This window comes from Thalassoroseus sp. (assembly GCF_984380535.1).
In genome coordinates this window covers 121566-148453 of sequence record NZ_CFHRBF010000011.1, presented here as the reverse complement: position 1 = coordinate 148453, position 26888 = coordinate 121566, and the positions used below count along the sequence as shown (strand labels likewise).

Annotated in this window: 24 protein-coding genes; 14 read left to right on the top strand and 10 right to left on the bottom strand. The window is 55.5% G+C overall.

What is annotated here, in order from left to right; translation table 11 throughout:
- Positions 1–44: 44 nt before the first annotated feature.
- The 3 genes from AC5DDB_RS16515 to AC5DDB_RS16505 all read right to left on the bottom strand — a co-directional run bounded on the left by AC5DDB_RS16515 (position 45) and on the right by AC5DDB_RS16505 (position 3074).
- On the bottom strand, positions 45–563 hold the full coding sequence (locus tag AC5DDB_RS16515; RefSeq protein WP_491740844.1) for an exonuclease domain-containing protein: 519 nt from the start codon (positions 561–563) through the stop codon (positions 45–47).
- 73 nt (positions 564–636) lie between these two features.
- Complete coding sequence (locus tag AC5DDB_RS16510) at positions 637–1449, bottom strand: CPBP family intramembrane glutamic endopeptidase (protein ID WP_491740843.1); 813 nt, start codon at positions 1447–1449, stop codon at positions 637–639.
- 290 nt (positions 1450–1739) lie between these two features.
- Entirely contained in the window at positions 1740–3074 is a 1335-nt protein-coding gene (locus tag AC5DDB_RS16505; RefSeq protein ID WP_491740842.1) for an HD-GYP domain-containing protein, read from the bottom strand.
- A 589-nt stretch (positions 3075–3663) separates the two neighbouring features.
- Between AC5DDB_RS16505 and epsC the strand changes: the two genes are divergently transcribed.
- On the top strand, positions 3664–4599 hold the full coding sequence (gene epsC, locus AC5DDB_RS16500; RefSeq protein ID WP_491740841.1) for a serine O-acetyltransferase EpsC: 936 nt from the start codon (positions 3664–3666) through the stop codon (positions 4597–4599).
- 160 nt (positions 4600–4759) lie between these two features.
- Here the strand turns inward: epsC and AC5DDB_RS16495 are convergent, their stop codons facing one another.
- Together AC5DDB_RS16495 and AC5DDB_RS16490 are read right to left on the bottom strand one after the other, a co-directional pair.
- Positions 4760–7270 carry a heavy metal translocating P-type ATPase gene (locus AC5DDB_RS16495; protein ID WP_491740840.1) on the bottom strand — a complete coding sequence of 837 codons (2511 nt, stop codon included), beginning with the start codon at positions 7268–7270 and terminating at the stop codon, positions 4760–4762.
- Between the two features lie 85 nt (positions 7271–7355).
- Entirely contained in the window at positions 7356–8321 is a 966-nt protein-coding gene (locus AC5DDB_RS16490; protein WP_491740839.1) for a hydroxypyruvate isomerase family protein, read from the bottom strand.
- A gap of 205 nt (positions 8322–8526) precedes the next feature.
- On the opposite strand from AC5DDB_RS16490, the gene AC5DDB_RS16485 reads away from it, so the two are divergent.
- Together AC5DDB_RS16485 and AC5DDB_RS16480 are read left to right on the top strand one after the other, a co-directional pair.
- Positions 8527–9339: a Sir2 family NAD-dependent protein deacetylase gene (locus AC5DDB_RS16485; RefSeq protein ID WP_491740838.1), complete on the top strand. Its 813-nt coding sequence runs from the start codon at positions 8527–8529 to the stop codon at positions 9337–9339.
- 456 nt (positions 9340–9795) lie between these two features.
- The gene (locus AC5DDB_RS16480; protein ID WP_491740837.1) at positions 9796–10200 is read left to right on the top strand and encodes a DUF7674 family protein; all 405 of its coding nucleotides are present in this window, start codon (positions 9796–9798) and stop codon (positions 10198–10200) included.
- Positions 10201–10659: 459 nt separating this feature from the next.
- On the opposite strand, the gene AC5DDB_RS16475 is transcribed toward AC5DDB_RS16480, so the two are convergent.
- Positions 10660–12375, bottom strand: coding sequence for a helix-turn-helix domain-containing protein (locus AC5DDB_RS16475; RefSeq protein WP_491740836.1), 1716 nt, complete (start codon positions 12373–12375; stop codon positions 10660–10662).
- A 370-nt stretch (positions 12376–12745) separates the two neighbouring features.
- Here AC5DDB_RS16475 and AC5DDB_RS16470 point away from each other — a divergent pair, with 370 nt between their 5' ends.
- Entirely contained in the window at positions 12746–13570 is an 825-nt protein-coding gene (locus tag AC5DDB_RS16470; RefSeq protein ID WP_491740835.1) for a metal-dependent hydrolase, read from the top strand.
- Between the two features lie 48 nt (positions 13571–13618).
- Here the strand turns inward: AC5DDB_RS16470 and AC5DDB_RS16465 are convergent, their stop codons facing one another.
- From AC5DDB_RS16465 to AC5DDB_RS16455, 3 genes are read right to left on the bottom strand one after another with little or no spacing between them, the layout of a single operon-like run.
- Entirely contained in the window at positions 13619–14818 is a 1200-nt protein-coding gene (locus AC5DDB_RS16465) for a M24 family metallopeptidase (RefSeq protein ID WP_491740834.1), read from the bottom strand.
- 28 nt (positions 14819–14846) lie between these two features.
- Entirely contained in the window at positions 14847–15251 is a 405-nt protein-coding gene (locus tag AC5DDB_RS16460; protein WP_491740833.1) for a hypothetical protein, read from the bottom strand.
- A 26-nt stretch (positions 15252–15277) separates the two neighbouring features.
- Positions 15278–16453 carry a glycosyltransferase family 4 protein gene (locus tag AC5DDB_RS16455; protein ID WP_491740832.1) on the bottom strand — a complete coding sequence of 392 codons (1176 nt, stop codon included), beginning with the start codon at positions 16451–16453 and terminating at the stop codon, positions 15278–15280.
- 268 nt (positions 16454–16721) lie between these two features.
- Here AC5DDB_RS16455 and AC5DDB_RS16450 point away from each other — a divergent pair, with 268 nt between their 5' ends.
- The 8 genes from AC5DDB_RS16450 (at position 16722) to AC5DDB_RS16415 (ending at position 23868) form a co-directional block, all read left to right on the top strand.
- The gene (locus tag AC5DDB_RS16450) at positions 16722–17945 is read left to right on the top strand and encodes a GspE/PulE family protein (protein ID WP_491740831.1); all 1224 of its coding nucleotides are present in this window, start codon (positions 16722–16724) and stop codon (positions 17943–17945) included.
- Positions 17945–18994 (top strand): type II secretion system F family protein, encoded by a 1050-nt coding sequence (locus AC5DDB_RS16445; protein WP_491740830.1) that lies wholly within the window; start codon positions 17945–17947, stop codon positions 18992–18994. Before AC5DDB_RS16450 ends, AC5DDB_RS16445 begins: the two co-directional genes overlap by 1 nt.
- Positions 18995–19071: 77 nt before the next feature.
- Positions 19072–20274: a type II secretion system F family protein gene (locus AC5DDB_RS16440; protein ID WP_491740829.1), complete on the top strand. Its 1203-nt coding sequence runs from the start codon at positions 19072–19074 to the stop codon at positions 20272–20274.
- Between the two features lie 34 nt (positions 20275–20308).
- Entirely contained in the window at positions 20309–21370 is a 1062-nt protein-coding gene (locus tag AC5DDB_RS16435) for a type II secretion system F family protein (protein WP_491740828.1), read from the top strand.
- A 31-nt stretch (positions 21371–21401) separates the two neighbouring features.
- Positions 21402–21917 carry a type IV pilus modification PilV family protein gene (locus AC5DDB_RS16430; RefSeq protein ID WP_491740827.1) on the top strand — a complete coding sequence of 172 codons (516 nt, stop codon included), beginning with the start codon at positions 21402–21404 and terminating at the stop codon, positions 21915–21917.
- Positions 21914–22480 (top strand): hypothetical protein, encoded by a 567-nt coding sequence (locus AC5DDB_RS16425; RefSeq protein WP_491740826.1) that lies wholly within the window; start codon positions 21914–21916, stop codon positions 22478–22480. The genes AC5DDB_RS16430 and AC5DDB_RS16425 overlap by 4 nt, the downstream gene beginning before the upstream one ends.
- A complete protein-coding gene (locus tag AC5DDB_RS16420; protein ID WP_491740825.1) occupies positions 22477–22917 on the top strand; it encodes a hypothetical protein in 441 nt (146 codons plus the stop codon). The genes AC5DDB_RS16425 and AC5DDB_RS16420 overlap by 4 nt, the downstream gene beginning before the upstream one ends.
- Positions 22918–22941: 24 nt before the next feature.
- Complete coding sequence (locus tag AC5DDB_RS16415) at positions 22942–23868, top strand: DUF1559 domain-containing protein (protein ID WP_491740824.1); 927 nt, start codon at positions 22942–22944, stop codon at positions 23866–23868.
- Positions 23869–24169: 301 nt separating this feature from the next.
- Here the strand turns inward: AC5DDB_RS16415 and AC5DDB_RS16410 are convergent, their stop codons facing one another.
- Complete coding sequence (locus AC5DDB_RS16410) at positions 24170–25033, bottom strand: sugar nucleotide-binding protein (protein WP_491740823.1); 864 nt, start codon at positions 25031–25033, stop codon at positions 24170–24172.
- A gap of 390 nt (positions 25034–25423) precedes the next feature.
- Here AC5DDB_RS16410 and AC5DDB_RS16405 point away from each other — a divergent pair, with 390 nt between their 5' ends.
- Both AC5DDB_RS16405 and AC5DDB_RS16400 read left to right on the top strand, forming a co-directional pair.
- A complete protein-coding gene (locus AC5DDB_RS16405; RefSeq protein ID WP_491740822.1) occupies positions 25424–26452 on the top strand; it encodes a hypothetical protein in 1029 nt (342 codons plus the stop codon).
- A gap of 71 nt (positions 26453–26523) precedes the next feature.
- Positions 26524–26853, top strand: coding sequence for a hypothetical protein (locus AC5DDB_RS16400; protein WP_491740821.1), 330 nt, complete (start codon positions 26524–26526; stop codon positions 26851–26853).
- Positions 26854–26888: the final 35 nt, after the last annotated feature.

The window sequence follows — 26888 nt, the reverse complement described above, 5'->3', positions numbered from 1 at the left end:
GGCTATCTCCAATACTCCCATTGTACTCTCGCAAAGGGTGTGCGTCACGAGAAGCTGATCTTTAGACCCATCTCTTTCATTTGCAGGAGGGCTTCGGCGTTGCCTCGGGCGTCGTCGACGGGATCGTGCGTGTGCTTGGTCTTTCGCAGATGCTTGAAGTTCACGAAGGTGTCTCTCTGCAATCCTTTGTAGAGTGACCCCAAGTTCTGCGAACTGTGACCGAACGGATTCTCACCGAGGAAATGGTGAAAGTACCAGTTGATGAATTGCCAATCGAAACCGTTGTTGTCGGAGATGAACATCAACCGACTTTTCCCAAGTGTGCCCAACCAATCACGGAACTTCTGCATCACGGTTGTCGGTTCATCGAACGCCAGACACTCGTCACGGGAAAACCCACTCACGGCCAATGCTTCCGGGATGAATTGCTCTGAGATTGGTTTGAGCTTGCCGTAGAACGTGCGGTCCAACTCCGGTTCCACTACGACGGCCCCGAAACAGACCATCGAATAATCACCCGGAATCGGTCCGTCCGATTCGATGTCGACCATGACGTAAGGCATGTTGGCGTCTCCAGTCGCGAACAAGATTTGACTTGTTATGTTGTACGATGGGAAACGTCTGATATTTCAATCGTCAAATCACGACCAACAGCACACCCACGAGCAAATCATAAGCAGCGTGGCAGCCGACGGTGACGCCGAAGCCTCGGAGGACGAATAGGGCGGAGAACACCAACCCCGCGGTGCAGCGGAAGACGAAGGGGAAAATCGCGAACGGTTCGCCGATAGGACCGACGTGATGCGCCCCCGCGAACAGGAGACTCGTGACCAGCACCGCGAATGCAGCCGCCCAACGTTTCGGCACGCGTGTCATGAGGGCCAGGCCATATAACGCTGGAAGCAAGCACAATCGAAAGATGAATTCCTCATAGATGCCCGCCCCCAGATAAGTCACCGCCTTAGACGTTGAACCAATGGCATTCGAGGGCGTTTCCGAGGCGAGAAAATTCGCGTCGACCGACAGTGACGGGGGAAGAATCGAAACTGGATCCGGCGGCATCAAGCGTTCAAACGCCAGATTCTGCAATTGGCCGAACACAATCAGCAAGAACGCGAACAACAGGCTTTCGGCAAACATGCCGAGCAGGGTGTCCAACGACATCCGCCAGCGGTCTCGAATGACGAGATGCCAACCGAACAACACCACGACAATCGCAATCGGCACTAGCCAATCAAACTGTACGCCCACGTTTTCCAAGCCCAACCGCATCCAGGCGTCGGCTCCGTTGCGGACGTCAATTTCCGGATCGGTATGCCAGAACACACCGAACTCGTACACAACCAACAACGGCAGCAAGAACACCAGACACACCAACGGTCGGCGAGTCTGGTCCCAGTATTCGTTCGGTGCCTCCAACGAAGGCAGATTGGGTACCGAACTCACCATCAGGATGCGTCCTTGTGTTCGTTCTATAGTGCAAATGACTTGTCGCGACGAAAATGAAAACCCGTCAGCATTTCTTCACCTCTCCCGTTGGGAGAGGTCGAGTCGGAGACTCGGGAGAGGGCTGAACTGACGACCTGTTGTTGTGATGTGGAATCCTACATCTATGTGATTCGTAAAATCGCGGCGTTCGGCTGGTCGAGCGAAGACCCTCTCCCGGCCGCGTTGCGTCCGACCTCTCCCAGAGGGAGAGGTGAAGTCGCGTGTTCCGTCGTTGCTATCGTTTTTCGTTCCTATGCGGAGCGTTGTTGGGGGATGGCGGACGCGGTGGTTCGCCAGTTTCCGTCGTTCTGCGTGGGGAACGCCGCCGGCTCGATGTGTGGTTTGCCCAAGTCGCGGTGTGGCACGTGTAATTTCCATCGACGACGAGCAATCATCCCCAGATCAACCGGCATTCCGGTGTCCAACGATCGATCCACTGCTGAAGGGAGTTCGGGGTCGAGCAACTCGCCGATCTGCTTGGCCAACTCGATGTTCCACCAACCGCGTTGAGCTTCGTCGTAAAGTTGAGCCGCCGCCGCACAGTATCTCCATGATGGATCGAATCGTTCGATGTCGGAGACATCATCCGGTGCGTGATGAACCAAGCTGCAGAAACGATTGACAATTCCGAACAACTGAGACACTTCCGACATCCGCCCCGTTTCCGGCCCCCGCGGGTAACCGGTTCCATCCAGCCGTTCGTGATGTTGCCCCAACGCCCGACACAACTCGACCGGCAAGTCGGCAATCTGCGAGGACAACGCCACGCTATAGATGGGATGTTGTTTGTAATCGTCCCCGTGTTTCGCCTGGAGTTCCTTCGGCGAGAGGCGAAACTTGCGTTCCAGGCGAATCAATCCCACGTCTTGGAGAAGCGATGCTGCCACGACCAAACCCGCGTCCAAGTCGCCACAAACCGCGCGACCGTTGACGACCAAACCGTGATGGATCAACCATGCCGTCAAACGTGCCGTCTCCCAACCCACTGCCGCAGCGTGACTGAGCGTGGGATGATCTTTGGCATTGGGGTAACTTAGCGACAGGTCCAAATCGGGGTCGGGCAACACACTTTCAATCTGTGGTCGCCAACGCAAATCGATCAACATGCTCCGCGACAAACTCGCCAACTCGGCGAAGGATTCCTGTCGCCCCGAGGCAATCAACGCCAATTGCTTGCCCAAAGTTTGCATCGTGTTTTTAGCAGACGCCAGCAACTTGGTTTGCGACTCCAAACGTCCAATTTGTAGCGAGTTCCAATCGAGCAGGGACGACAGCACACTCGCGGGCAAACAATCGTCTAAGGATTCCTTAATCCGCCCAAGTTCCGCATAGACGACTTTCGACGTACCGATGGCCTCTTTTGCCAATCGATTCAGTGCCGGTTCATGTCGAACCGGACATTGAGGATCTTGTAACAAAGGTGTCCAACGATGACTCAACCGTCCAAAGGAACGGCGTAAAATCTGATATCGGTTCGCGAGTTCGAGTCGCTCGGTGTCGTTGGGGTGGAAGCGCTGTGACACCACACGGTGTTGGAGTTCGCTTGTCGAGATTCCTGGGAACACCCAGTCGTTCGCATCGATCATCTGCGTTCGGCCTTCACGATCGGATGGCTTGCAACCCGGATCTACCGGGGAGGATGAGCATTTTTGTTCACCACACCCCCGAAAACACACCTGTCTCTCTAATCGGCAAACTTTGCCAACTCAGTCGAGGAAAATTCCGAGAAAGACTCAAGATTGTTCCAAGTTACGACGACAGGCCACATTGCAACGCCATCTGATCGGCGGAAGCTTCACCACTTCGGTAAATTGGAGAGTTTTCACAAGATTGATTGGTCGATGGCAAACGATGACGAAAATCCCGGCTGCAACACCTACGACGAGACCGCTTGAAATACCAGGAAATCCGATAGACGAAAAGACAAGGATGCCGGTGCGCGACCGCGTCCTTCCAGACGGATGAACTTCCACCGGATTTCGAGTGTCCACTTTCTAGCGTTCGTCCGGTAGAATGGGGACGGCAGAGATTAGATTTGTTCACCTTTGTGGTGCCCAGGGTGGGTTACCATTCATCAACGCGGGTTGTGTCTCGCGGAAAAAACTTGAGTACGTGAAGCTTTCCGCTTCGACCGCAGACACAGTAGGCCAAGAGACGGCCCAGGAGATCAGACGCATGGCGACCGATGTCCGCCTGAAAGAGCAGTTGCCGGAATTGACGGATCGAATTGTCGAGAGCTATCTCGAAACAGCGGCGACGCACCATCTGGGACACTGTCCGCTGCCACACATTGACGCCATCATTCAAATCGGGCAAGACGTGAAGGAGATTCTGTTCCCCGGTTATCGCCGGCGAGAGAATCTGCACATGGGCAACGTCATGTACCACGTCGGCAATTTGATTGACGACCTCCATGACCGCCTGACCGTGCAAATCTGCCGAGCATTGCGTCATGCGTACGATGTCGAACATGGTGTCCAATGCGAGGAGAAAAAACATATCGATTTCGAAGCCGAAGGGCAGAAGAAAGCGATCGCGTTTCTGGAATCTCTTCCGGACATGCGGAAACTTCTCTCGACAGACGCCCAAGCCGCACTCGACGGAGACCCGGCGGCACGGTCGCTCGACGAAATCATTTTTTGCTATCCCGGTTTCGAGGCCGTCACGATTCACCGCATGGCTCATCGGTTGTACGAACTCGAGGTGCCGCTCATTCCACGGATTCTCGCGGAGTGCTCTCACTCGCGGACCGGCATCGACATTCATCCGGGGGCGAACATCGGCCCGTCGTTTTTCATCGATCACGGCACAGGCGTGGTGATCGGCGAAACTTGCGACATCGCTGCCGGTGTGAAAGTCTATCAAGGCGTCACGTTGGGTGCGTTGAGTTTCCCGAAAGACGAGAACGGCGAAATCATTCGCGGCCAAAAACGCCACCCGACGATCGAAGACAATGTCGTGATTTACGCCAACGCCACGATCCTCGGCGGAGACACCGTCATCGGACATAACTCCGTCATCGGGGCCAGCGTCTCGCTAATGAAGAGCGTGCCAGCGAACACCGTCGTCACCATCGAAAAACCCAATCTGCGATTCCGTGAAGCGGTTTAGTTGCTGCGGTTGGATACCGGTGGTTGCTCGCTCAGTGTTCGGCTTCGTTGGTCCTGCGGGATGGAAGATGGATGATAGAGGATAGCTGGGCATCAGCAAGTCGCCATCCTCCATCGTCTATCCTCCATCCTCATTCCCAACACCTTATTGACGTTGAAGTCTACACGTCGACCGTATGCCGCAATCGCAACGCGTTGGAAATCACCGAGACGGAACTGAAACTCATGGCTGCTGCGGCAAGCATCGGGCTGAGTAACCATCCAGTCACGGGGTATAACACGCCGGCTGCGATTGGAACGCCGAGCGTGTTGTAAGCGAATGCAAAGAACAGATTCTGTTTGATGTTTCGCAGCACCGCCCGACTGAGATGGATTGACCGCACGATATCTTGCAAGTCGCCCTGCACAAGCGTGACGTCGGCGGTTTCGATGGCCACATCCGTGCCCGTACCCATTGCAATACCGATGTCGGCTGCTGCAAGTGCCGGGGCATCGTTGATGCCATCACCCGCCATCGCCACAACATGACCGCTCTGCTTCAACGACTCGACACGGTCGTGCTTGTCTTCCGGACTGACTCCGGCTTCGAAATCATCGATGCCGAGTTGCTCTGCGACGTGACGAGCGGTTTGTTCGTGATCGCCGGTCAGCATCCGAATCGATAATCCCAAGCGATGCAACTCTCGAACGGCTTCGGCAGTGCTGGATTTGATCGGGTCGGCGACCGCTAGAAGACAAAGCGGTTCCCCATCGACACCAGCAAACAACACAGTCTTGCCTTCGCGTCGCCATTGGTCGGCTTGCTCGGTGAGTTCCGCGATTCCCGAAACGCCTTCCTTTTCGAGTAGTTCCCGTTTACCGATGAGAATGCGTCTTCCATCGACACTGCCTTGCACACCGCCACCAGTGATGGACTGGAAGTCGTTGACATCGTTCCAGCTGACATTCCGGTCCTTGGCACCATCCACGACCGCCCGAGCCAACGGATGTTCGCTTTGACTTTCGATCGCAGCAACGAGTGCCAAGACATCCTGTTCGGATCGTTCCCCAACCGGTTGAACATCGGTCAGTTTCGGTTTGCCCTCGGTGAGTGTGCCGGTCTTGTCGACAATGAGTGTGTCGACTTTCCGGAGTGTTTCCAAGGCAGCCGCATCTTTGAACAACACGCCTTCTTGGGCCGCTCGCCCGACGCCGACGGTGATCGACATCGGTGTCGCTAACCCCAATGCACATGGGCAGGCCACGATTAACACTGCGACGGCATTCACAAGTGCGTAAGTGAACGCCGGCGACGGCCCCACCGCGAGCCACACGAAAAACGTGATGATCGCCACGCCGACCACGAACGGCACAAAGTACCCGGCAGCTTGGTCGGCGATGCGTTGGATCGGGGCGCGACTCCGCTGTGCTTCGGAGACCATTTGCACGATTCGAGCCAACATCGTTTCGTTGCCGACCTGATCGGCCCGCATCAAAAACGAACCCGTCTCGTTCAATGTGCCACCAATGACGGAATCACCAACCGTCTTGGCAACGGGAATCGGTTCGCCGGTGATCATCGACTCGTCGACATTGCTTTCGCCTTCGGTAATTGTGCCATCCACGGGAATCTTTTCACCCGGTCGCACACGCAGCAGATTTCCCGATTGCACTTCGTCGACGGGAATCTCGCGTTCGCCATCGTCCCCGACAAGATGAGCCGTCGGCGGGGCGAGATTCATCAATTCCCGCAGTGCGCCACCGGTCCGTTTGCGAGCACGGAGTTCCATGACTTGCCCAAGCAGCACCAGCACCACGATCATCGCCGCCGCTTCGAAGTACACACCGATCAAGCCTGCATGATCTTGAAACGACGCCGGAAACACCTGCGGAAACAGCACAGCGATCACGCTATAACCGTACGCGGCTACCACGCCGAGCGCGATCAGCGTAAACATATTTCCGTGGAGATTGACGATCGACTTCCACCCCCGCACAAAAAACGGCAGGCCACACCACAACACCACCGGCGTGGCGAGGACGAGTTGAATCCACTGTGATGCCTGCGGGGAAATCACGTCGTGCACCGGAACGCCGAGCATTGGCAACATTGCGAGCAAGAACAACGGCACACCGAGAGCCACTCCCACCCAGAACCGGCGGCTCATGTCACGCAGTTCGGGGTCGTCCTCGTCCTCCGCCGACATGGCGACCGTCTTTGGCTCCAACGCCATGCCACACTTCGGACAATCGCCAGGTTCGTCCTGTTCGATCTCCGGGTGCATCGGGCAAGTGTAGATCGTCTTCGAAGTTGGTGGCGGACCGCTGCGTTCGAGCGCCATCCCGCATTTCGGACAATCACCGGGGTGATCTTGCTCAATCTCCGGACACATCGGGCAAATATAAACGCCCGGTTTCGCGGAGTGCGTCCGCTTGGTTGCGGTTTCGGAACTGTGACAACACCCGCCCGCTGAGTCCGCATGCAACACCGACTCAGGATCGCTTTCGAACTTGTGCTGGCAATGCTCGCAGCAGAAGTAATACGTTTGCCCGTCGTGTTCGCTCGACAATGACGAACTCGGATCGACCGTCATCCCGCACACGGGATCGGTCGCGGACTGGGTTACGATTTGAAGTTTAGGGTCTGGTTTCATGTCGGAATTGTAGAGTGCGCCAAGCGAAGGGTAACGCACCAATTTGTCTCGACGAGATATCTCGGTGCATTACACAACGCCTGTTGTACGCTAGCAAACACGATTTTTCCGATTCTCGGCCGTCTTACACATCGCACAATTCGACGGCATGTTTCAGACCGGCGAGCGGGTCACCGGTGGGAATGAATTCCTGACCGACGTATCCGTCGTAGCCGATTTCCAAAAGCTTCCGCATGATCGGCGGATAGTTGATTTCCTGGGTGTCGTCGAGTTCCTTGCGACCGGGGTTGCCAGCCGTGTGAACGTGACCGATGAGGTCTTTCAGTTGTTCGATTCGCCGCATCACATCGCCGTTCATGATCTGCACGTGATAGATGTCGAACAACAACTTCATCCGTTCGCTGCCAACTCCTCGGCAAATATCGGCACAATAGTCGATGTCGTCGCCTTGGTAACCAGGATGGCCTTTCATGGGGTGCGAATCGTCACGCGTGTTGAGCATTTCCAGGCAAAGCGTTACGCCTTTCTTCTCTGCCAAGCCAATGACTTCCTTCAGCCCGGCAACACAGTTTTTCAGCCCCTGTTCACGAGAAATATCCCCCGCCATCCCGGTGAAGCAAATCACGTTCGGCACGTTGTGAGCAGCGGCGGCTTCAATCGCATCACGAGTCGCTTTCAGCAACTTCGGATAGTTCTCAGGGTTGTTGAACCCGTTCACGAACGGCGGATCGGGCGACATATCCACTGAGGCAATCGCACAGGTCAGACCATATTTTTTCAACATCGGCCAATGCTCGGGTGCCACAAGTTCGACACTTTGGCAACCTAACTTTTTCGCCACCTTTGCAGTCTGTTCCATGTCCCAGTGTTCGGCGAAGCACCATTGCACGATCGACTGCTTGATCTTCTTGCCCGCCGAATTACTCTTAGTCTCGCTGACGTCGTCAATCAGCGTGGTATCCGGGCGAACTTCAAGAGGTTTGACTTCTTGGGCAGAGGCCTGCATCGCAATTGCACCCGCCAATGCCGCTCCGGTGGTGCGGGTTAGAATCGCTCGACGCGACAGTTTGTTTTCAGATTGATCAGCCATCGGAAACCTCGTGTGGGATTCGAGAAGTTCGGTACCATTTGCCAGCGCAACCGGCAGCACTCGTCGTTCAGTTTACAAGACCACGGCGATATCGTCATCCGTAACACTTCTTCCCTTGACCAAACCGACCACCGTTGCAAACACTTGATGGTGGAATTCTCATGAAAACAATGCGGTTCGACGGAATCGTTGCAGGGCGGATAGCATGAGTGAAACGTCGGACGAGTTTGAACTGGCGGTCGAATGGCTGCGATATGCCAAGCGGATTGTCGCCTTCACCGGAGCGGGCATTTCCGCGGACAGTGGAATCGCCACCTTTCGCGATGACGCCGGCATTTGGGAGACCTTCCCACCCGAGCGGTTTGCCACCTGGGATGGTTTGTTGGAAACCTTGGAATCCCGACCGGACGAATTAGCGGCCTTTCTGCTTGCCGTGTTGGAACCAATCGCGAAAGCACTCCCGAATGCCGCTCACGAGGCACTCGCGGAACTCGAACGCCATCGCGATGTCACCGTGGTCACGCAGAATGTCGACGGGTTACATCGATTGGCGGGCAATGCGGTTGTGAAGGAAATTCATGGCACGCTGTTCGAAGTCGTGACACTGGGTGGGCGGTTCGTGCGATTGATCGACCGAGAAGAACTCAAACGAATCGTCCGGCAACTTCACGGCATTCGCGCTGAAGGTTCCCAAACACAAGCGATTCTAGCAACGATCGAACCTCTCATCGGAATGGACGCCAACGATGCGTACCGTCCGAAACTCGTGTTGTTCGGCGACGAACTCAGCGAACCGGATTGGAGCGATTCGCTGGATGCCGCCCGAGAGTGCGATCTCGTTATCAGCATCGGCACCTCCGGCGAAGTCTACCCCGCCGCGTTACTTCCCATCCAAGCCCGTGAAGCCGGCGCGAGAGTGTTAGTCATCGACCCCACCGTCGGCACCAACGCCAACGTCTGGCTCCAAAGCAACGCCACCGAAACGTTACCCCGTCTGGTACAACGCGCGTTCGGGTAAACTGGAACGTGACCTAGCACCAGTACCCCCAAACGATGGACGCGAGATTACCATGACCAATAAACGATATTGGTTGCCGCCTGTCATGGGAATCGTGGGCGGAATCTTGATTGCGTTACTCTGCATTTTTAAGAATGGATGGCCATTTGAAACAGCGACATTACTTCCCGGCCCAATGATAGGTTTCACAGGTGGGTGCATGGAGTCGACGATACGCTGGTTGAATCCGTCTAGGCTAGGATGAGGCAAGGTTCGTTTGCGTAAGCTAGAACATGTCTCAGCTTTGATTTTATGTGGTCAAACGAAAGCTAAGTCGCGACCCAGCCGAACCGAACCGTTATACTGAATGACATGTTTGATCGCCAAAAGCTCATTACACCATTTCGAATTCTTTGGTCGAGAATTCATAGCAATCGCTCCAATAGAAAGCATCGGTCAATTGAGCCCCAAGAGATCATGCCATTGCTGCTAAGTGTAGCCAACTCTTTCAAAGAGAGATGGACAACCTATGTGGCGGAAGAGTATGAAGATGGCGAGGAACAGCTTCTCTATTGTGACTTGGCAGAGTTAGCTAAACACATTGCATCTCCCGAGAGTTCGCAGAACACACAAGAGCTCAAAGAGATTTTCGCTGTCGTTGAAAGAATCCTAGAGAACGGGACGTATGCAGCATCAGAAGCAATCACAGTAGGGTTGCTCGAAGACCTCTGGTACTACAGCGGGCAGCTAACGGACCAACAGACCTTGTTCGAAAAGCACTTCGGGATTCAGACTCGATACTGGTATAGCGAAGTGATCCGTTTTTGGACGGGCGAATCCGAGTTCATCGGGCAAGGTCCTGGAAATCCTCGGCTTATATAGGCTAGGACAAGTCGTAGCATGGGTTGCAAACAAGATCAATCAACTGATGGGTCTCGCCCTTATCTTTGGTGAGAGCGAATACGTCGAATAACGTTTACGATTCCGACCAGAAACGCAACCGCGATCAATCCATGCAACGTCGCGATAACTCGGGTACCCCAGGGGGCAATCACTAGGTCAATCAACATCGCGAAAAGAACAGCTGCGATGGGAAAGCACGGGATGATAGGTGCGATACTGACGCCCGCGTCTTCCGGTCGTTTGTTTTCGAGCTGATCGGCATGGAGCGACAAGACACTTCCCAAAACCCACAAGAACCAAACGAGAGTGCAAACTGTTGCTAGCAACCAGATGCTCATATCTGCGTCCAAAATCTCGTTGGATTGTGACCAACGCAAAAAACCGCCCGTATGATGTTTGACCATACGGGCGGTTTCGATGGATTTTGTCGATCGTCGTCTACTTGATCATGTCCTTGACGATGCCGAGTAGGGTGCTGTTGAAGCCGGAGGGTTCTTGCCAGGACCACATGGATTTGACGAGGTCGAACATCATCAGAGCACAGACGGTCATAAGGACGGTCGAAATTGCGAGACCGGCAAAAGCTCCGCCGCCCCATTCCGCTTCGGGTGCCGCCACGACCATTTGCTGACCGCCGCCGGCCGCTCCGGGGGAGAAGTCGGCGTGGCTTTCGCCTTCGTCGTAGTCGCTGTCGAAGTCGTCATCGTAGGGGTCGAGATCGTCGTCGGCTTCATCGAAGCCCATGTCGGCCGTGGCGAAGGCGTCTTCGTCTTCATCGGCTGCAGTTGCGATTTCATCTTCGGAACCGAAATCGTCGTCGAAGTCGTCTTCCATGTCGAAATCGTCGCCGCCAGTCAGATCGAATTCCTCACTGGATTTCGCATCTTTGCGGACGACGGTGGCTTCATCTTCGTTGAAGTCCGACTCGTCATCGAACATCAAGACGTTGTCGTCGGAACCCGTCGTCGCGAGTTCGTATTCGCTTTCCCCGCCCAAAACGGGAACTTCCATTGCGGTATCGTCGCGATCGAGGTCGTTTTGGGCATCCATCATGGGCATCGTGCGACCCATGTCGACCGAGCCACTTTCCAGGCCGATGCCGCTGTCTTCGAGGCTCTCCAACGCGATCCCGCTATCGGAAGGACCGGCGAAACTACTGTCGTCGTCATCACCCAAGACGAACGCATCGTCGTCGCCTTCGAGCGTAATTCCGCTGTCGTCCCAACCTTCGAGAGCAATCCCGCTATCGTCGACTTCTAGCGTCAATCCGCTGTCGTCGTCCTCGTCGCCGCCCATCAACATTCCGCTGTTGCCCAAATCGCTATCTGCGCGATCAGGGTCGATGCCACTATCAAGACTCTCCAGGGAAATACCGCTTTCGCTGGCAAGTTTGATGCTACTGCCTTCGCCCAGCGAAACACCACTTTCTTCGTCATCGAATACGCCACTTTCTTCGTCATCGAATACGGAGGCTTCGATTGACGCGGAACCGGAACTGCCGTCCGGAACCAACGCCACATCGCTGTCGCTATCGAGATCGATGAGTCGTACGTCGCTGTCGGTGTGTTCGTCGGGGCTCACAAGAGTGGCATCGTCACTGTGACCGGCGTCGAGCAACTGCACATCGCTGTCGCTATCGTCATCGATCAGCCGCAAGTCGCTTTCCGTGCCACCCATCAGACCGACATCGCTGTCGCTATCGCTGTCGTCGTCATCGACCAGTGATGGCGATGAATCGTACAACTGCACGTCACTGTCGGAGTCGTCGGTCACGGGCGTATCGCCGGGACCGCTGTCGGTAGTGAGGTCGTCATCGGAGATCAACCGGACATCACTGTCGGACTTATGTTCGCTCATCGTCGGAGCTTCGCCACGAATGACCGTGGGCATCTCACCGAGCGAATCTTCCTCACCCGCCAAAACCGAACGATCTTCCTCGGTTTCGAGATCGTCATCGGTCAGGATCGGCACATCCGGATTCGAATCGAAATTGCGACTCCGCTTGAGTTCTTCCAAATCGTCTTCGCGGAATTTCCAAGTGCCTCGATCGGCAAAGCCACGAATTTCGCCCGCTTCCTTGAGCTTCATCAGTTCGTCTGCGCTAACGCCGACCATCTGAGCGGCTTCTTCAAGGCTGTGATACTTTTTAGGCATAATCGACAAGTCTCCGCCGGCTGACGACTCAATTTTCCGTGTCCGCAGACGACTGGTTGCGGCATCGGACCGGGACGACTCTTCTCCCGGACGGAATGGGAACGGTAGGGGTTTCTCACCCTTTCTACCTTCATTCTAAACCATGTCGAAGGGCAAGCAAGGGGCATGTTTCCGTCACAATGCAAAAACTCAACGCCAGTTACGACCGCTTCCCCTTTCGCGTAGAATGTGCATATTCCCAACACTTTTAGCAAAATAAACCGACTTTGCCGATTTGTATTGAAGTTGAATCACATGCATTCCGGAGGGCAGAAACGCCATTGTCGCTTGGTGGCGGTCGTGATATCGTCCCGCCCGGGAGGGATTCTGGATGGCGGGTTATCGCGAACATATTAGCGTCAGCGGACTTTGTGGCATCGCCTACGGAGCGGCGGCGACATTCGGACTGGGATTTACGCCCGTACAGGCGGCGCTCGCTGGCGTCTTGACATGGGTCGGCGGAATGCTGCCGGACTTGGACGCCGACGGCGGACGTCCGGTGCGTGAAATCTCGGCACTCGTCGGGGCGGTTGTGCCGATGATTGTGATTCGTCGTCTGGTCCGTTCGTTCGGGTCCGTCGATGCCGCCATTTTGGTCGCGGTCGTGCTGTACGCAATTATCCGCTACGGCGGGGCCACTTTGATTCGCCGACTGTCGGTCCATCGGGGCATGTTCCACAGCATCCCGGCGTTATTCATCTCGGCAGAGTTGGTGTACCTCGGGTATCTCAGCGAGGCGAAGTCCGTCAAACTTCTGATGGCAGGAGGAGTGGCCGTCGGGTTTCTCTCACACCTAATTCTCGATGAACTCTACAGCGTGCAATGGTCCGGCGTGCGACTGAAGTTGAAGAAGTCCGCCGGAAGTGCGCTCAAAGTCTTTGGCAAAGCCGCCCATGCAAACATCGGCTGCTTCGGTTTCCTGGCATTATTGACTTGGCTGACGCTGATCGACGCAGGGTTGGTTGTCGATCCGTATGACCGACTGCGAACCAAACACATGCACGCCGACCGCATGCAAGCCGACGAAGAACTCACTCCGAAAACCGGCGACATCTTCCAACCCGACCCGATTGTGCCCCAGCCACCAGAAACGGTTCCGCGTGAGCCGATTCAACGCGAACGTGTTGCGGAAGAAGAACGGGGAATGCTGTACTAAGTAGAGGGTGGTGGGTAGAGAGTAGAGACTCGACTCACCCACGATGCTCTACGTCTTCAAAATCGGAATCACTTCCGTTTGTGGTTCTGCGTTCCCGATCCCACCGGTCACGCGGACGGTGCCGTCGTCTTCAATGAGCACATTGATCTCGCTCCGGACACCGAATTCCGGCAGATAAATTCCGGGTTCGACGGAGAACAACGTGTTCCGCATCACGGAGCGATCTTCGCGAGTTTCGAGGTTGTCCATGTGAGCCCCGTTGCCGTGGACTTCCCGACCGATGTTGTGCCCGGTGCGGTGTCCGAACTCTTTGCCGTATCCCGCGTCCTCGATGACTTTTCGACAGGCCGCATCGACTTTCCAACCGGGCAGTTCCTCGCCACTGGCGAACGCACTCCGCACGCACTCCACCGCTGCATCTCGGGCCGCCGCGACGATGTTGAAGATGTCCGTATATTTCTGCGGGACTTCCGTGCCGACGAAACCGGTGCGAGTGAGATCGCTGTAGATGCCATCGGGATCGTCATGTTTACACCACAAATCGACCAACACAAAACTGCCTTCGCGGATGTTCGTGTCCTCACCGCTGCCAGTCTCATAGTGTGGCAGACCGCTGTGCGAACCGACGCCGACAATCGGCGGGTGATAGGTGGTCATCCCGTTCGCAGCGAAATGATCCATGATGACCTGTTCGACGGCTTTCTCCGTCACACTGCCGCCGTTTTGCACGCCATCGCGAATGAACTGCCACGCCTTTGTGAACGCGGAGTCCGTCACTTTCGCGGCATCAAGGTGCAACTGTTGCTGACGCGGTGACAACACGGCTTCGAAGAGTTGAATCAAGTTTCCCGACGACACCGGTTCGACGCCGCACTCCCGCACGAGTTCCAACGTGCCCGCATCAATCTTAGACACATACGGATTGCCACCGCGTTCCGAATACTCCACTGCGACTTTTTTCATTCCGTCGAGCAAATGAGCGATGCCGGCTTCGAATTCTTGCCACGAAAGATAAATCGTGTTCGCCCCCGGCAAATGATCGAGCGCCCCCGATTCAATGCGGTGCGTGAGTTTCTTCGGTTCCCCGTTCGCCGGAATGCAATACGCCCACCGTCGCGACCCCATCTGTGATGGATCCAACTTCAACACTCGCCCGGCCAACACATTCGACCCGCGAAAGTCATACAAAAACCAACCGTCCAACCCAAACTCCCGCAACGCGGTTTGGATTGCTTGTAAATCGAACATGGTGTTTCCTAGCGAAGTAGGTCCAGCCTCAATCTGCTGACACGGACCAAAGATTCTTTTGTTCTCTGAGTTCACGAAGTTGATCACTGTCGAGCAAACTGCTCTCTATACTGAGGATGATATTACCTTTCAATCTCAACAACGATTCAAAACCATCCCTGTCAGTTGTTGTGTGTTTGAGTGTTATTGTCATTGGTCGATTATGAGATGCTAGGATTCGGATATCAGAATCGTGTTGCCTAAGATATGTGGCCAAGTCGATATAATTCGGAATTGTTAAGAAATAACCGCCTTTAACGCCAGAACTAACGGTTGCATCTCCACGACTCAATCGGAATGCTGCGCAAATCGCTGAGCTATTCCAGACCCACCAACACAGTAAAACGACGATTCCAGAATTGATGAGCCAGGCAACAAGTTTTGTTTTTTTCATGGTGCTCGACTCCCATCAGCGGTGGATCAAGGCAATGACTTACCGACTGAAAGATGCAAGACCTCGGCGTACACCTCTCGTATCCGGCGTGTCATAGTTTCATGTCGAAACTGTTCGGTGAACCGTTCGCGACCGGTTTGGCCGAGGTGTGATCTTAACTCCGGTTGCTCGACGAGTTCGGTTAGGGCATTGGCGATGCCGTCGACCGAACGCGGCGGCAACAGATAACCGGTTTCGCCGGGGATCGCGACTTCGCGGGCGCCGTCGATATCATACGTGATCACCGGCTTGCCCGCGATCAATGCCTGTGGCAACACCCGCGCGAGTCCTTCTCGCAGACTGGCATGCACGGCGATGTCCATCGCGTGAATCAACTCCGGTACCCGATCCGGTGGCACTAACCCGGTGAACACGAACCGATCCGTCAAGCCAGCGGCCGCGATTTGCTGACGGATCTCGTCCTGCAAGATTCCATCACCGACGAACAGAAATTTCAACTGCGGAAACTGACCGCAAACTTTCGCGGCGGCCGCGACGACATCGTCATGTCCTTTGAGATGAAACAACCTTGCGATCTTGCCGACGACCACGTCGTCGGGACCGAAACCAAGTTCCGCTCGGACTTGCTCCCGTGGTTTCGGCGGCGTGAGAAACGGTTCGACTTCCATGCCACTATAAATGGTGACGTACTGTTCCGGTCGCCCGACGCCCGCGGCGAGGTAGTGGTTCGTCATCGCATCGCAGACGGAAATAATCTTCGCCGACTGCTTGGCCGCACGGCGTTCCAGACCGGTGTAGACGCGATTGACGACTGGATTCTGATACGGATGAAACGCCGCTCCGTGGATCGTGTGCACAACCGGAATACCAAGTTTCGCCGCCGCCATCCGCCCGAGAATCCCGGCTTTCGAACTGTGTGTATGCACGACTTCCGGCTTGATCTCCCGCAACAAACGGATGAACTCGCGATAACTTTGCCAATCCGCTCGTGGCCGAATGTTTCGCACCAACTGCGGAATGATCCGCAAATCGAATCCGCCGCGTTCGGCTCGCTCGATCAAACTTCCCTCGGGCCCCAATCCGGGACCGGTGACAAGCGTAACCTCATCTCCGTAATCGCGGAATTGATCTTCGACCGTCAGCAGCGTGTTCTCCTGAGCACCGCCGATGATCAATCGCGTAATGAAATGAACAGTCCGCATGGGTGGGGTCAGGGGCAAGGGGCCAGAGACAAGAGTCGGAGAGACACGATAACAGAAAGATTCCGTGAAATCCGCTAAACAAATCCCCGTCGTGGGGCGGTCTGTCTGAATATCGGATTGTCTGATCTGCCGGTTCAGTCGTGTGCCACTGGCTTTGCCAGTGTTCTGTGATCGGTTCCTAAAAGGTGAACCGCACTGACATTGCCAGTGGCACACGAACTTTCAGATCTTTAGAGTTGCGATCACACTACGAAAGAATCAAGAATCCATGTCGCTTGCGGATGCGTTTGCTGCTTTTCGTTCGTTGCCCGTCGATGTGCCTCGGCTCGTCGAGACGGTGTTGACCGAAGCGCGAACGGCCGGGGCGAGCGACATTCACTTAGTCCCGACCGCAGACGCACTCGAAATGAAATGGCGGCTTGACGGCGTGTTGCAGCGGGTGTGTGAGTTTCCTCGGCAAGCCGGTCCACAAGTCATTGCTCGGTTGAAAGTGCTCGCGGACTTGCTCACGTATCGTACAGAAACACCACAGGAAGGCCGGATTCGTCCGTGGCGTGATGGCGAAGACACCGAAAAACTCCCGACCGCCGGTTCCGATACCGAAACCCGACTGAGCACGTTTCCAACGCTGTTCGGTGAGAAAGCAGTGATTCGGTTGTTCGTGGGAGCAGGGCGGTATCGGCGGCTAGACGAACTCGGTTTGCCGACGAATGTCGTCAGTGAACTCGGTCAATTGCTCGGTCAATCCGATGGCGTGATTCTCCTTACGGGACCGGCCGGCAGCGGAAAAACCACAACCGCCTACGCAGCCTTGCGAGAGATCATCGCGACATCGGAAGGCCGACGGAGTGTGGTCACGTTGGAAGACCCGATCGAAGTTGTCGTTCCCGGTGCGGACCAGACGCAGGTCAATCCCTCCGCGGGTTTCGACTTGGCAACGGGACTCAAAAGCGTTTTGCGACAAGACCCGGACATGCTGCTCGTCGGGGAAATCCGTGACCGCGAAACGGCGGAGACTGTGTTTCAAGCATCACTCACGGGGCATCTGGTCCTGACGACATTTCACGCCGGGAGTGCGGCTCGGTCCATTGGTCGGCTGTTAGATATGGACATTGAACCGTATCTGCTACGCAGCGGGTTGTTGGCGGTGATCTGTCAGAGATTGATGCGAAAACTCTGCGAATGTGCAGAGCAGTCTCGTGACGTTGCCGACCGACTTGGTTTGCCCGTCGAGACGGTGCGGCGACCGGTGGGTTGTGAAGAATGTCGCGGTACCGGTTACGTCGGGCGGTTCATTGTCACGGAGTTTTTAGCCCCCGAACGACACGGCGTGGGTGCGGAGATGGCATCGCGTGTCGATTCCCGGACCTTGGAAAGCGTCGCGGAGGCGAACGGGTTGCAATCGTTGCGTGAGTCGGGACTGAATGCCGTTCGCGACGGTCGCACATCACCCGCGGAATTCATTCGCGTTTTTGGATCAAAGGACACCTGATGGCTGGCAACGAGCGGGCGATTCCTCTCGAAGAGTTGATCGCGTTCAACGACGAAATTATCGCGTTGGTCAAGGCGGGTGTGCCGTTGGAAGACGGGCTGCGAACATTCGCTCGCACTCAACGCGGACAAGTCGTGCAGTTGGCCGAACGCGTGGAAGCTCGACTCGGGCAGGGTGAGTCGCTTCCGCAAGCGATTGCAGCGGAAGGCAAGCGGTTGCCGACGAGTTATCGGGCAATCGTGGAAGCGGGCTTGCGTTCGAATCGGTTGCCGGTCGCGTTGGAATCGCTCGCCGAACACGCGGAAGAAATGGGGCGTCTCAGACACCGCATTGCTGTCGCGCTCATGTATCCGTTGATCGTGATCATGACCGCTTATGGATTGTTCGTGGGACTGATTCTTCCGATCTTAGTGCGAATGCTGCACGAGACCTACATATCGTTCATCGGGGACGTACGCGGGTTCTTTAGCGTCTTGGTGGATCTATCCGAATCGCTGGCGGCGTGGTGGTGGATCGGGCCGGTTGTGTTTCTGTTGATCTTTGTGTGGTGGGTCGTGATTCAACGGTCCGGCTCGCTGCACTTTCAAGGTTTGAGTCGTCCGCTTGGCTGGATTCCGGGCGTGAAGGCGGTGAATCGGAATTTTGGATATGCGGGGTTCGCGAATCTCCTGGGCATCATGATCGAACACGGTGTGCCGTTACCCGATGCCCTCACTCTTGCGGCCGATGCCATGACCGACCCCCGCTTGCGGAAAGCGAGTGAACAGCTGGCCGACGATATCCGCCTGGGGCGTGGAAAACCTGCTCGTCATGCCGGCATGCCGCCATTCTTGCATTGGGTCCTGTCACGACCGGTTGAGCAGTCGCAACTTGTGCGGTCGTTGCAAAGTGCGGAGGAGATGTATTACGGCCGCGCGGAATCCCAAATCGCATGGATTCGCATCGCCTTTCCCGCAATCGCAGCGATTGTGTTGGGCGGCGGAGTCACGCTGTTTTACTGTCTCGCGGTCTTCGGACCATTCACGCAACTTTTGAAGATGTTGTCATAACGAAAACTGAAAACGATTAGCACGGACAAACAGTGTGCCCCGGCAGTCGAGAGCATATACAAGTGACGAGATGACACATGGCGGAATTTGATTACACAGCGATCGACATCGATGGCGGCCACAACACGGGGCGAATTCGGGCTCGTGACGAGGGCGAAGCCCGACAACAACTCACTGGGTTGGGGTGGACCGTGGAATCGCTCACGCAGGTCGACCGTTCAGAGACGGCTGACGATGACGATCCGCCGTTCGGTCGCTCTTCGCAGACGGACTTTGAACTCGGTAAACACCTCGCGGAACTGACCGCTGCCGATTTGCCGTTGGCGTCGGGATTGGCGGTGTTGGCGGAAGAGATTCCACGCGGCCGAACCAAACGGGCCTTGCAAACCGTGGCAAGGCGGTTGGATCGTGGTGACTCGCTCGACGAAGCCCTGCAAGGTCGTGGAGCACCAAGTGAGTTGCGGGCCTTAGTGGAAGTCGGTGTGCGTTCCAATCGTCTGGGTGAAGTCCTCACGGAATACGTGAAGCAAAGTCGCCGGTCCGTCGAACTGCGTCGCAAAGCGATGTACTCGATCGGTTATGCCGGTGTCGTCGGGATGGCTTGTCTGGGTGTGCTGCTAGTCCTTCTGATCTTTTTGATCCCACAGTTCCGAAACATTTTTGAAGATTTCGGCATCGAGCTGCCATCGTTGACGATGGCCGTCTTTGCCCTGTCTGACCTTGTGAGAAACTACGGGATTGCCATCCTTTCGGGTCTCGTTTTGCTGATTGGCATCTGCGTCCGTATTCTGCGAACCGTGTGGACAGCCTCATGGCGACGACGGATTCTCGGATGGGTCCCAGTGATTGGTCCGACATTGCGACACATGTCGTTTGCCCGCTTCACACGGATGCTGAGTTTGCTCGTGGATAACAACACGCCGTTGCCGGCGGCGATCCGCTTGGCAGGAAAAGCGACCAACGATTCCGCCTTGGAGGAAGACGCCGACCGCCTGGCCGACGTGCTCGAAACTCGCGGCTTGAATGATTTGCCGTTTCCGATTGCGTCTCGGTTTCCGCCGAGCTTTATGCAAGTGCTGACCGCGGTCGGACGTCGTCCAAATCTTGGTGAAACATTAGCTGCACTCGCCGACGACTACGAGAACCGTTCGGAAGTGCGAATCTTCGCATTGGCCCCCGTTCTGGAACCGGTGGTCATACTGATCACCGGTTGGATTGTCGCATGGTTCGTCATCGCGATGTTCCTGCCGCTGTTCAGACTGCTCAATGACTTGAGTTGATAACTTTCGATTCAATTCCGTAAAGACACCTTTCATGTTTTACTGGCTGAGTCTCAATCCATCTCACTTGTTCGAACCGTTCTTAGTTCGTTCGCGGCGGCGTCGGCAAAGTAGTTTGCTGTGGATGCTCTCTGCTGCGGTCGAGCAAAACATGCCACTGTCCGACACGGTGCGAGCGGTCGCTGCCGATTCGCCGGCTCCACGGTGGAGTCGCCGGACGGAACTGTTCGCGGACTACCTCGACGATGGCATGCCGATCGCCGATGCCCTCGATCAAGTGCCGAACTTGTTCCCCCGCGATGTGCAACTGGCCGTCCAAGCAGGCGCCGAATCCGGCACACTCGGGAGGACGCTGAAACATCAAGCCATTGCACTCACGCAACGTGAACAACGACGGAATTCCTGGCTCGGTTTTTTCCTGTACCTCTCGATGTTGCTGCTGGTCATGGTCAGCGTGGTGGGGTTCATCATGCACTCCATCATTCCGAAGTTCAAAAAGATCTTCGAAGACTTCGCGACCGAACTTCCGGCGATGACAAAGATCTCGATCACTCTTTCTGACGCCTTCGTCAATTACTTTTATGTTCCTATCGTACTCTTCGTCGTCTGCCTGCTAACTTGGTTGGTTTTACGTCGCACGTGGTTGTGGGTACCGCTTATCGACAGCTACCGTTCGACACGTTCGCGGACTCCCACCATGCTACGGGTACTGAGTGACACCGTGTCCGCCGGCAGACCGTTGGCGGGTGTGCTGGGAACACTCGGAAGACCCAGCGGCAGTTCGCGGTTCTCGAACCGAGTGCTTGCCATCCGTCAAGCAGCCGAGAGGGGCAACGATGTCTGGCTGGCATTTGTGGACGAAGGATTTTTAACGCTTCGCGAAGCCCGCATTTTGCATGCCGCCGAACGTGTCGGAAATCTGCCGTGGGCCTTGGAGGAAATCGCCACCCGCATGGAAGAACGACGAGGCAATCGCTGGGAAATTCTGCTCGAACTTGTGCGACCTTTCGTTCTGCTCGCCATCGGAGTGTTCGTGGGCTTCCTCGTGATCAGTCTGTTTATGCCGTTGGTAAAATTGCTCAATGACCTTTCGTAATCGATCGAATCCTGAAATGAGGAATCGAATTTTGTCCCGTTTTTTCAAACCCATGTCGAATGTCGCAGCGACGACATCGGGGTGGCATCCCCATTTCGACTTGGTCACGCCACACAAACCTTTGCAGCGTAACCGCCATTCGCGTTGTCACCATTCGTCGCGTCGTGGGCTAGGGATTGTGGAACTGTTGATGGCAGCGATCCTGCTCAGCACGATGTTCCTGATCGCAGCTCCCGTCTTGCGAATTGCGATGGTGACGAGTCGTCAAAACGATCGGCAAACCGAAGCGTTGACAACCGCCGCCAACATTCTCGAAGAAATCACACTCCAACCCTGGGACGAGATCACACCGGAATCGGCGGGTAACATCTCGCTACCGGATGCAATCGCCCAACAACTCCCCGAAGCCGAACTGCAAGTCCTCGTGGAACCGGAGGGCGATGCGAAACGCATTCGCGTGCAATTGAGCTGGCAGGGCACTAACGACAAACGGTCGGCTCCCGTCGGCTTAACGACATGGGTCTATCCCACAGGAGACGAACCATGATCCGCAAATTGCCCACAAACCGTAGCGGTTCCATGCTCGTTGAAGTATTGATCGCCGTCAGCGTTGGTTCGGTCATTGCGGCGGTGGCAATCTCGATGATCGTGTGTTTGTTTCGCGTCGAGAAGTCGATCTCGAAGACATTGCAAACGTCCGGCAGTGAACGCCGCTTAACCGACGAGTTCCGCCAAGATTCGCACACCGCAACCAACGCGGAACTGATGCAAGACGACAACGTCACCACGGGAATCCTCTTTCATGCCACGTCTTCCGAATCAGTGGTGTGGAACTTTGCCGACGATCGTTTGACTCGCACCGTTCAAAGTGACGGCGAGAATCTCCGGTCCGACCAATTTCGACTTCCTGAGGGCACGATCGTCTTGATGAATTTGGACCAAACCGACACGCGACCACTTGCCACACTCACCGTGCGACGTCCATCGGGCCCGGCGAGCAAAGGAGCAGCGACGGTCGATCAACCTCACCGCGAGTACCAGATCAAAGCTGCCATCGGTCGAGACAATCGGTTCGCACCGTCGACCAACGACGAGGAGGAAACTCCATGAAACTCGTACGAAAACAAACTTTGCCCCGTCGTGGTAGTGTTGTCGTCATTGCGATGATCTGTCTCATGCTGGCCAGTTTTCTCGTAATGAATTTGGCGAAGATGACGTTCGCCAATCGATCGCAACAGCGGAAGGAACTGCAAATCGAACAAGCCGCATGGTTGACGGAAGCCGGCGTATCCCGAGCGGTTTACCATCTCCGTACAAATCCCAATTACGAAGGCGAAACATGGACTGTTGCCGCCGAACACTTGAACGGTTTCGAAACCGGCGAAGTCACGATCAGCGTGTCTGCAGATGATCGATCGCAAGTCACGGTCACGACACTGTATCCCGCAGGATCGGTGGCTGCGGTTCGCCGCTCGAAAACCATCACCGTATCTGTTCCCTCAACAAACGGCTCCCCAGCAGCGGTTGCCGAGAAACCGAAATCTTAAGACTCAACTTTCTGGAGAATATTCATGAGACAGATTCCCCCGCATCGCTCATCAAACCGCCCGCGTGGGTTCACATTGATTGAACTGCTGGTGGTGATTGCCATCATCGCAATTCTTATTGCCCTTCTGCTGCCCGCCGTACAACAGGCCCGGGAAGCTGCCCGTCGCACCCAATGCAAGAACAATCTCGCGCAGCTTGGGTTGGCCTTGCTGAACTACGAGCACATGCACGAAGTGCTTCCGCCTGGTGTGGTCAACCCGACCGGCCCGATCCGTTCCGTGCCCGAGGGCTACCACATGAGTTGGATGGTGCAACTTCTACCGCACATCGAACAGGGCCAGGCGTTTCGCCAAGTCGACTTCTCGAAGAGCGTCTACGCCCCAGAAAACGCGGAAGTCCGAGCCATGACGGTCAGTGCATTTTTCTGCCCGTCCAGTCCTGATCGACGTGTCCGAGACGATACGGATGACGCCGTCGATGAAGTTGGGCTCCCGATGAACCCTACTTTCCAAATCGCAATGACAACCTACGCTGCCTGTCATAACTCGACCGAAGACCCAATCGACACCGAGAACACAGGCGTGATGTTCCTCAACAGCGACATTCGTTACGAGGACATTCTCGATGGCAGTTCCAACACGATTTTCGTCGGCGAGAAGTTCGTCGAGCCGGACGATCTTGGTTGGGCATCGGGAACGCGATCCAGCTTGCGGAACACGAGCAGCTTCAACAGCGATCGCGACTTCAACAACTTCAACCCGAATCCACCCGCGAATTTTGTTGCCGGTGATCCGTTAGCCGTCGGTGGTTTCGGCAGTGCCCACGCCGGTGGTGCTCAGTTTGCCCTCGGTGATGGTTCGGTTCGCTTCCTTAGTGAAAACATCGAACCGGGGGTTCTCCAAAGCCTCGGCCACCGTTCCGACGGCAAACTCATCGGTGACGATTTTTAGTCGAACCGCGACCTGCGCAGATGGAGGTTTCAGTCAACGACTGGAACGTCGCGTGCCCTTCACATTGAGGATGGCCGATTGATATCGATCGTCAAGAAGCCATCTTCGATCCCATATCATGCGTGCCAATTTCGCAGCATGGGCAACGGGTATCATTGGCTTTGCCAGTGCCGAACGTTCGTAGTCAACGAGCAAACCGCTGACATAACGCATGGCATGAATCAAAAATCGAGGATGGCCGAACCGTCTTGGCTATCCTCGATTTCTTTGATGGATTTCGTTGAGACAACGCGGCCGCACCTTACGCAGCGACCGGCAACATCTCTTTCGCAGACGATTGCAATTGATCGCGGAAACCATTTTCCGTTTGTTCGTGAAGTGCTCGCAAACTTTCGGAGAGCATCGGCAAACTCCCGCCGCATTCTTGCCGAATGCGTTGACAGTCGAGACTGGTTTCACCGCGTCCGAAGCCACGTGATGGCTGCTCGGTTGCGGTGGCCATTTCTGCGGTCACCGAACCAATCCCAAATTCTCGGGCCACTTGCTGCCAGAATTGCGTCGGATTGACACGCTCTGAACCTGCGATATGGCAGGGGCCGGTCAGGTTGTTTTCAATCGCTTGCATGACGAGTGCCGCCAACTCGGTGGCGAGAATCGGCGTCGCATGACGTGTGGTGTCGGCGGCAATCGCCTTCTTCGACTCCAACACAGCCAAACCGTTCTCCAACCAACCTTCGCCAGTCGGACTCCAACCAAAGGCGTGTGTCCGCACGACAAGTGCGTTCGCATGGGCCGCCATCACACTTTGCTCGATTGCACGAATCTGCTTGGCTTCAGAACTGTCGCACACAGCAGGGCAGTCTTCTTCGTGGAACATCCACGGGCCACTGAATACGGCGTCTGAGGAAATCAATGCAAACCGACAACCTGCCGACTCGGCGGCCGTCGCCCAATCACAAGCGGTTTGATCGGCCACACCGTTAGACGCCCAACAGCCATCGCTAACCGGGCCACAATGAATCACAACGGTGGGCTGATAGGTCGCCAGAGATTCGGCAGGTGAAGCATCGGCATTCACGCCGAACACCTGATAAGACGCCGACAATTCCGCCACGAGATTCGCGCCGACTAATGTATTCGCGCCGGTAATGAGAATCGTTTCCACGCCATGCCTCCTTGCGTTGCGGGTCGTTTGGATCGAAATCAAGTGCGGGACTTCGGTCCAAAAATCGAGAAACGGAATTAGTCATTCCTTGCCAATCCGCTTCTCACGGGAGGCGGAGTATATCCATCCGGGGTTTCTAAGGACAACCTTAATTCTCCAAAATTCGCGGTCTCTCACTTTGCAAAACTTGCAACGAACTATTTGCAAAGTCGTAACCTCATACGCCACCGAATCTATCGGCAATTTCTCAAACTGGGTTCGCAGAATTTACCAAAAAAGACTCAAGTCTTCGGCGAAGTCGTGTTGACGATTCGCGATTCGTCACGTATCGTTCCGCCCGCTCAAACGGAGCCTCTCAACACTCTCAATGTTTGCTCGATCACACGAACCATGGCTGCACGAAACGCACAGCTTCAGTTGCCATTGATGCTCGCCGGAGTCTCCGGCCGAGTAGCCGATTGGCTTACGCAAGCTGGAATTCCCGTGACCGCCTGGTCGCCGGAAGCAGCAGCGCGACCGCGATCTCCGCTCGCACTTGTCACCGGCAAAGATGCACCGTTCCCACCGGGACGATTCGTGCTGTATCACTCCGGGCGTTCTGCACAAAAACCAGATACCCAACTTTGTCAACGCTACGGAATTACTCGCGTTGATATCGCCCCATTGATTTACGACGCTCCCACCGGTGCAGCCGCGGGACCGTTCGCGAATCCGACGTTATCAACGATTATCACCAATCACGGACCAGACAATCCCGCCCGATCGACGTTCCTCGATCGTTTAAAAAACGTCATCGAACGCAACAACGGACTCTGGGCTCGAATTGCCGACTATCCATTTCCTTACCGCTGTGTTTTGTGCATCGATGGGGAAATCCCAGGCAGTGAACCGATCCCGCTGACGATTCCTCGGAGTCAAGCACTTGGAGACCACTCGGGAGCCAAACTCTCCGAGCGGATTACACGACGGTACCGCGCGGGTCTCCCGATGATGCTCGAAACATCAGCGGTCTACGATGAAAGCGACGTGTGGGAAACGCCGAACATCGGATCGTACCCCTTCATGTGGCAGACGGATCAACGAGAATTTTCACGCTGGTGGCGACATCGAAGTCGCATTCAATTACGAGTGGTCCAAAACGCAGGCCACTATCGGATTCACGCAGAGAATCTACCAGACGACTTCACCGCTGCGATTGAACTATGGCGGGGCGGTCATGTGGCGAGTGTTCCACTCGATGCCAATTCCAAGAAAGTTCGACTCGATGGCTTGGTGTTTGAACAACAATCCAAGCGTCACCCCGCCGGGTTCACATCATGGTGGCCCGACGGAGTTCAATCCCTCACTCCAGTAAAAAGTCCCGTGGCAGCGCTCGCTGCAACCGACTCGACGACATCAAAGACACATCCTGCTGCCTAACTCTCGGTAGCATTCGAATTGCTAGTCCCTCTCTCTCGACACGTCTGCTCTCTTGTAGCAAGGAAGATGACATGAAAACGATCGCTAGCCTGATCATCGCCGCTGTTTCCCTTGGTCTTGTTGGCTGCTGCCATTCCGGAGGTGGTTACGGCGCCTACTATCCACCTGCCGGTGGTGGATGTTCGACCGGTGCTTGCGGCGTTGGTGCTGCACCTGGCGGCTATCCGACAGCGGCGGCTCCAGGCTATACACAAACCGGATTCTACAACTCTTACGGAGCAACCACCGCAGCCGTTCCTGCCGGTGTCCCCGTGAGCAACGGCCCTGTCGCCATGCAACCGACCATTGCCTACCCGTCGACTGCAGTCGCAATGCCAGTGAATCCCCTACCAACCTACTAGGTTGTCACAGCTTAGATTTGATTATTCATCTTAAA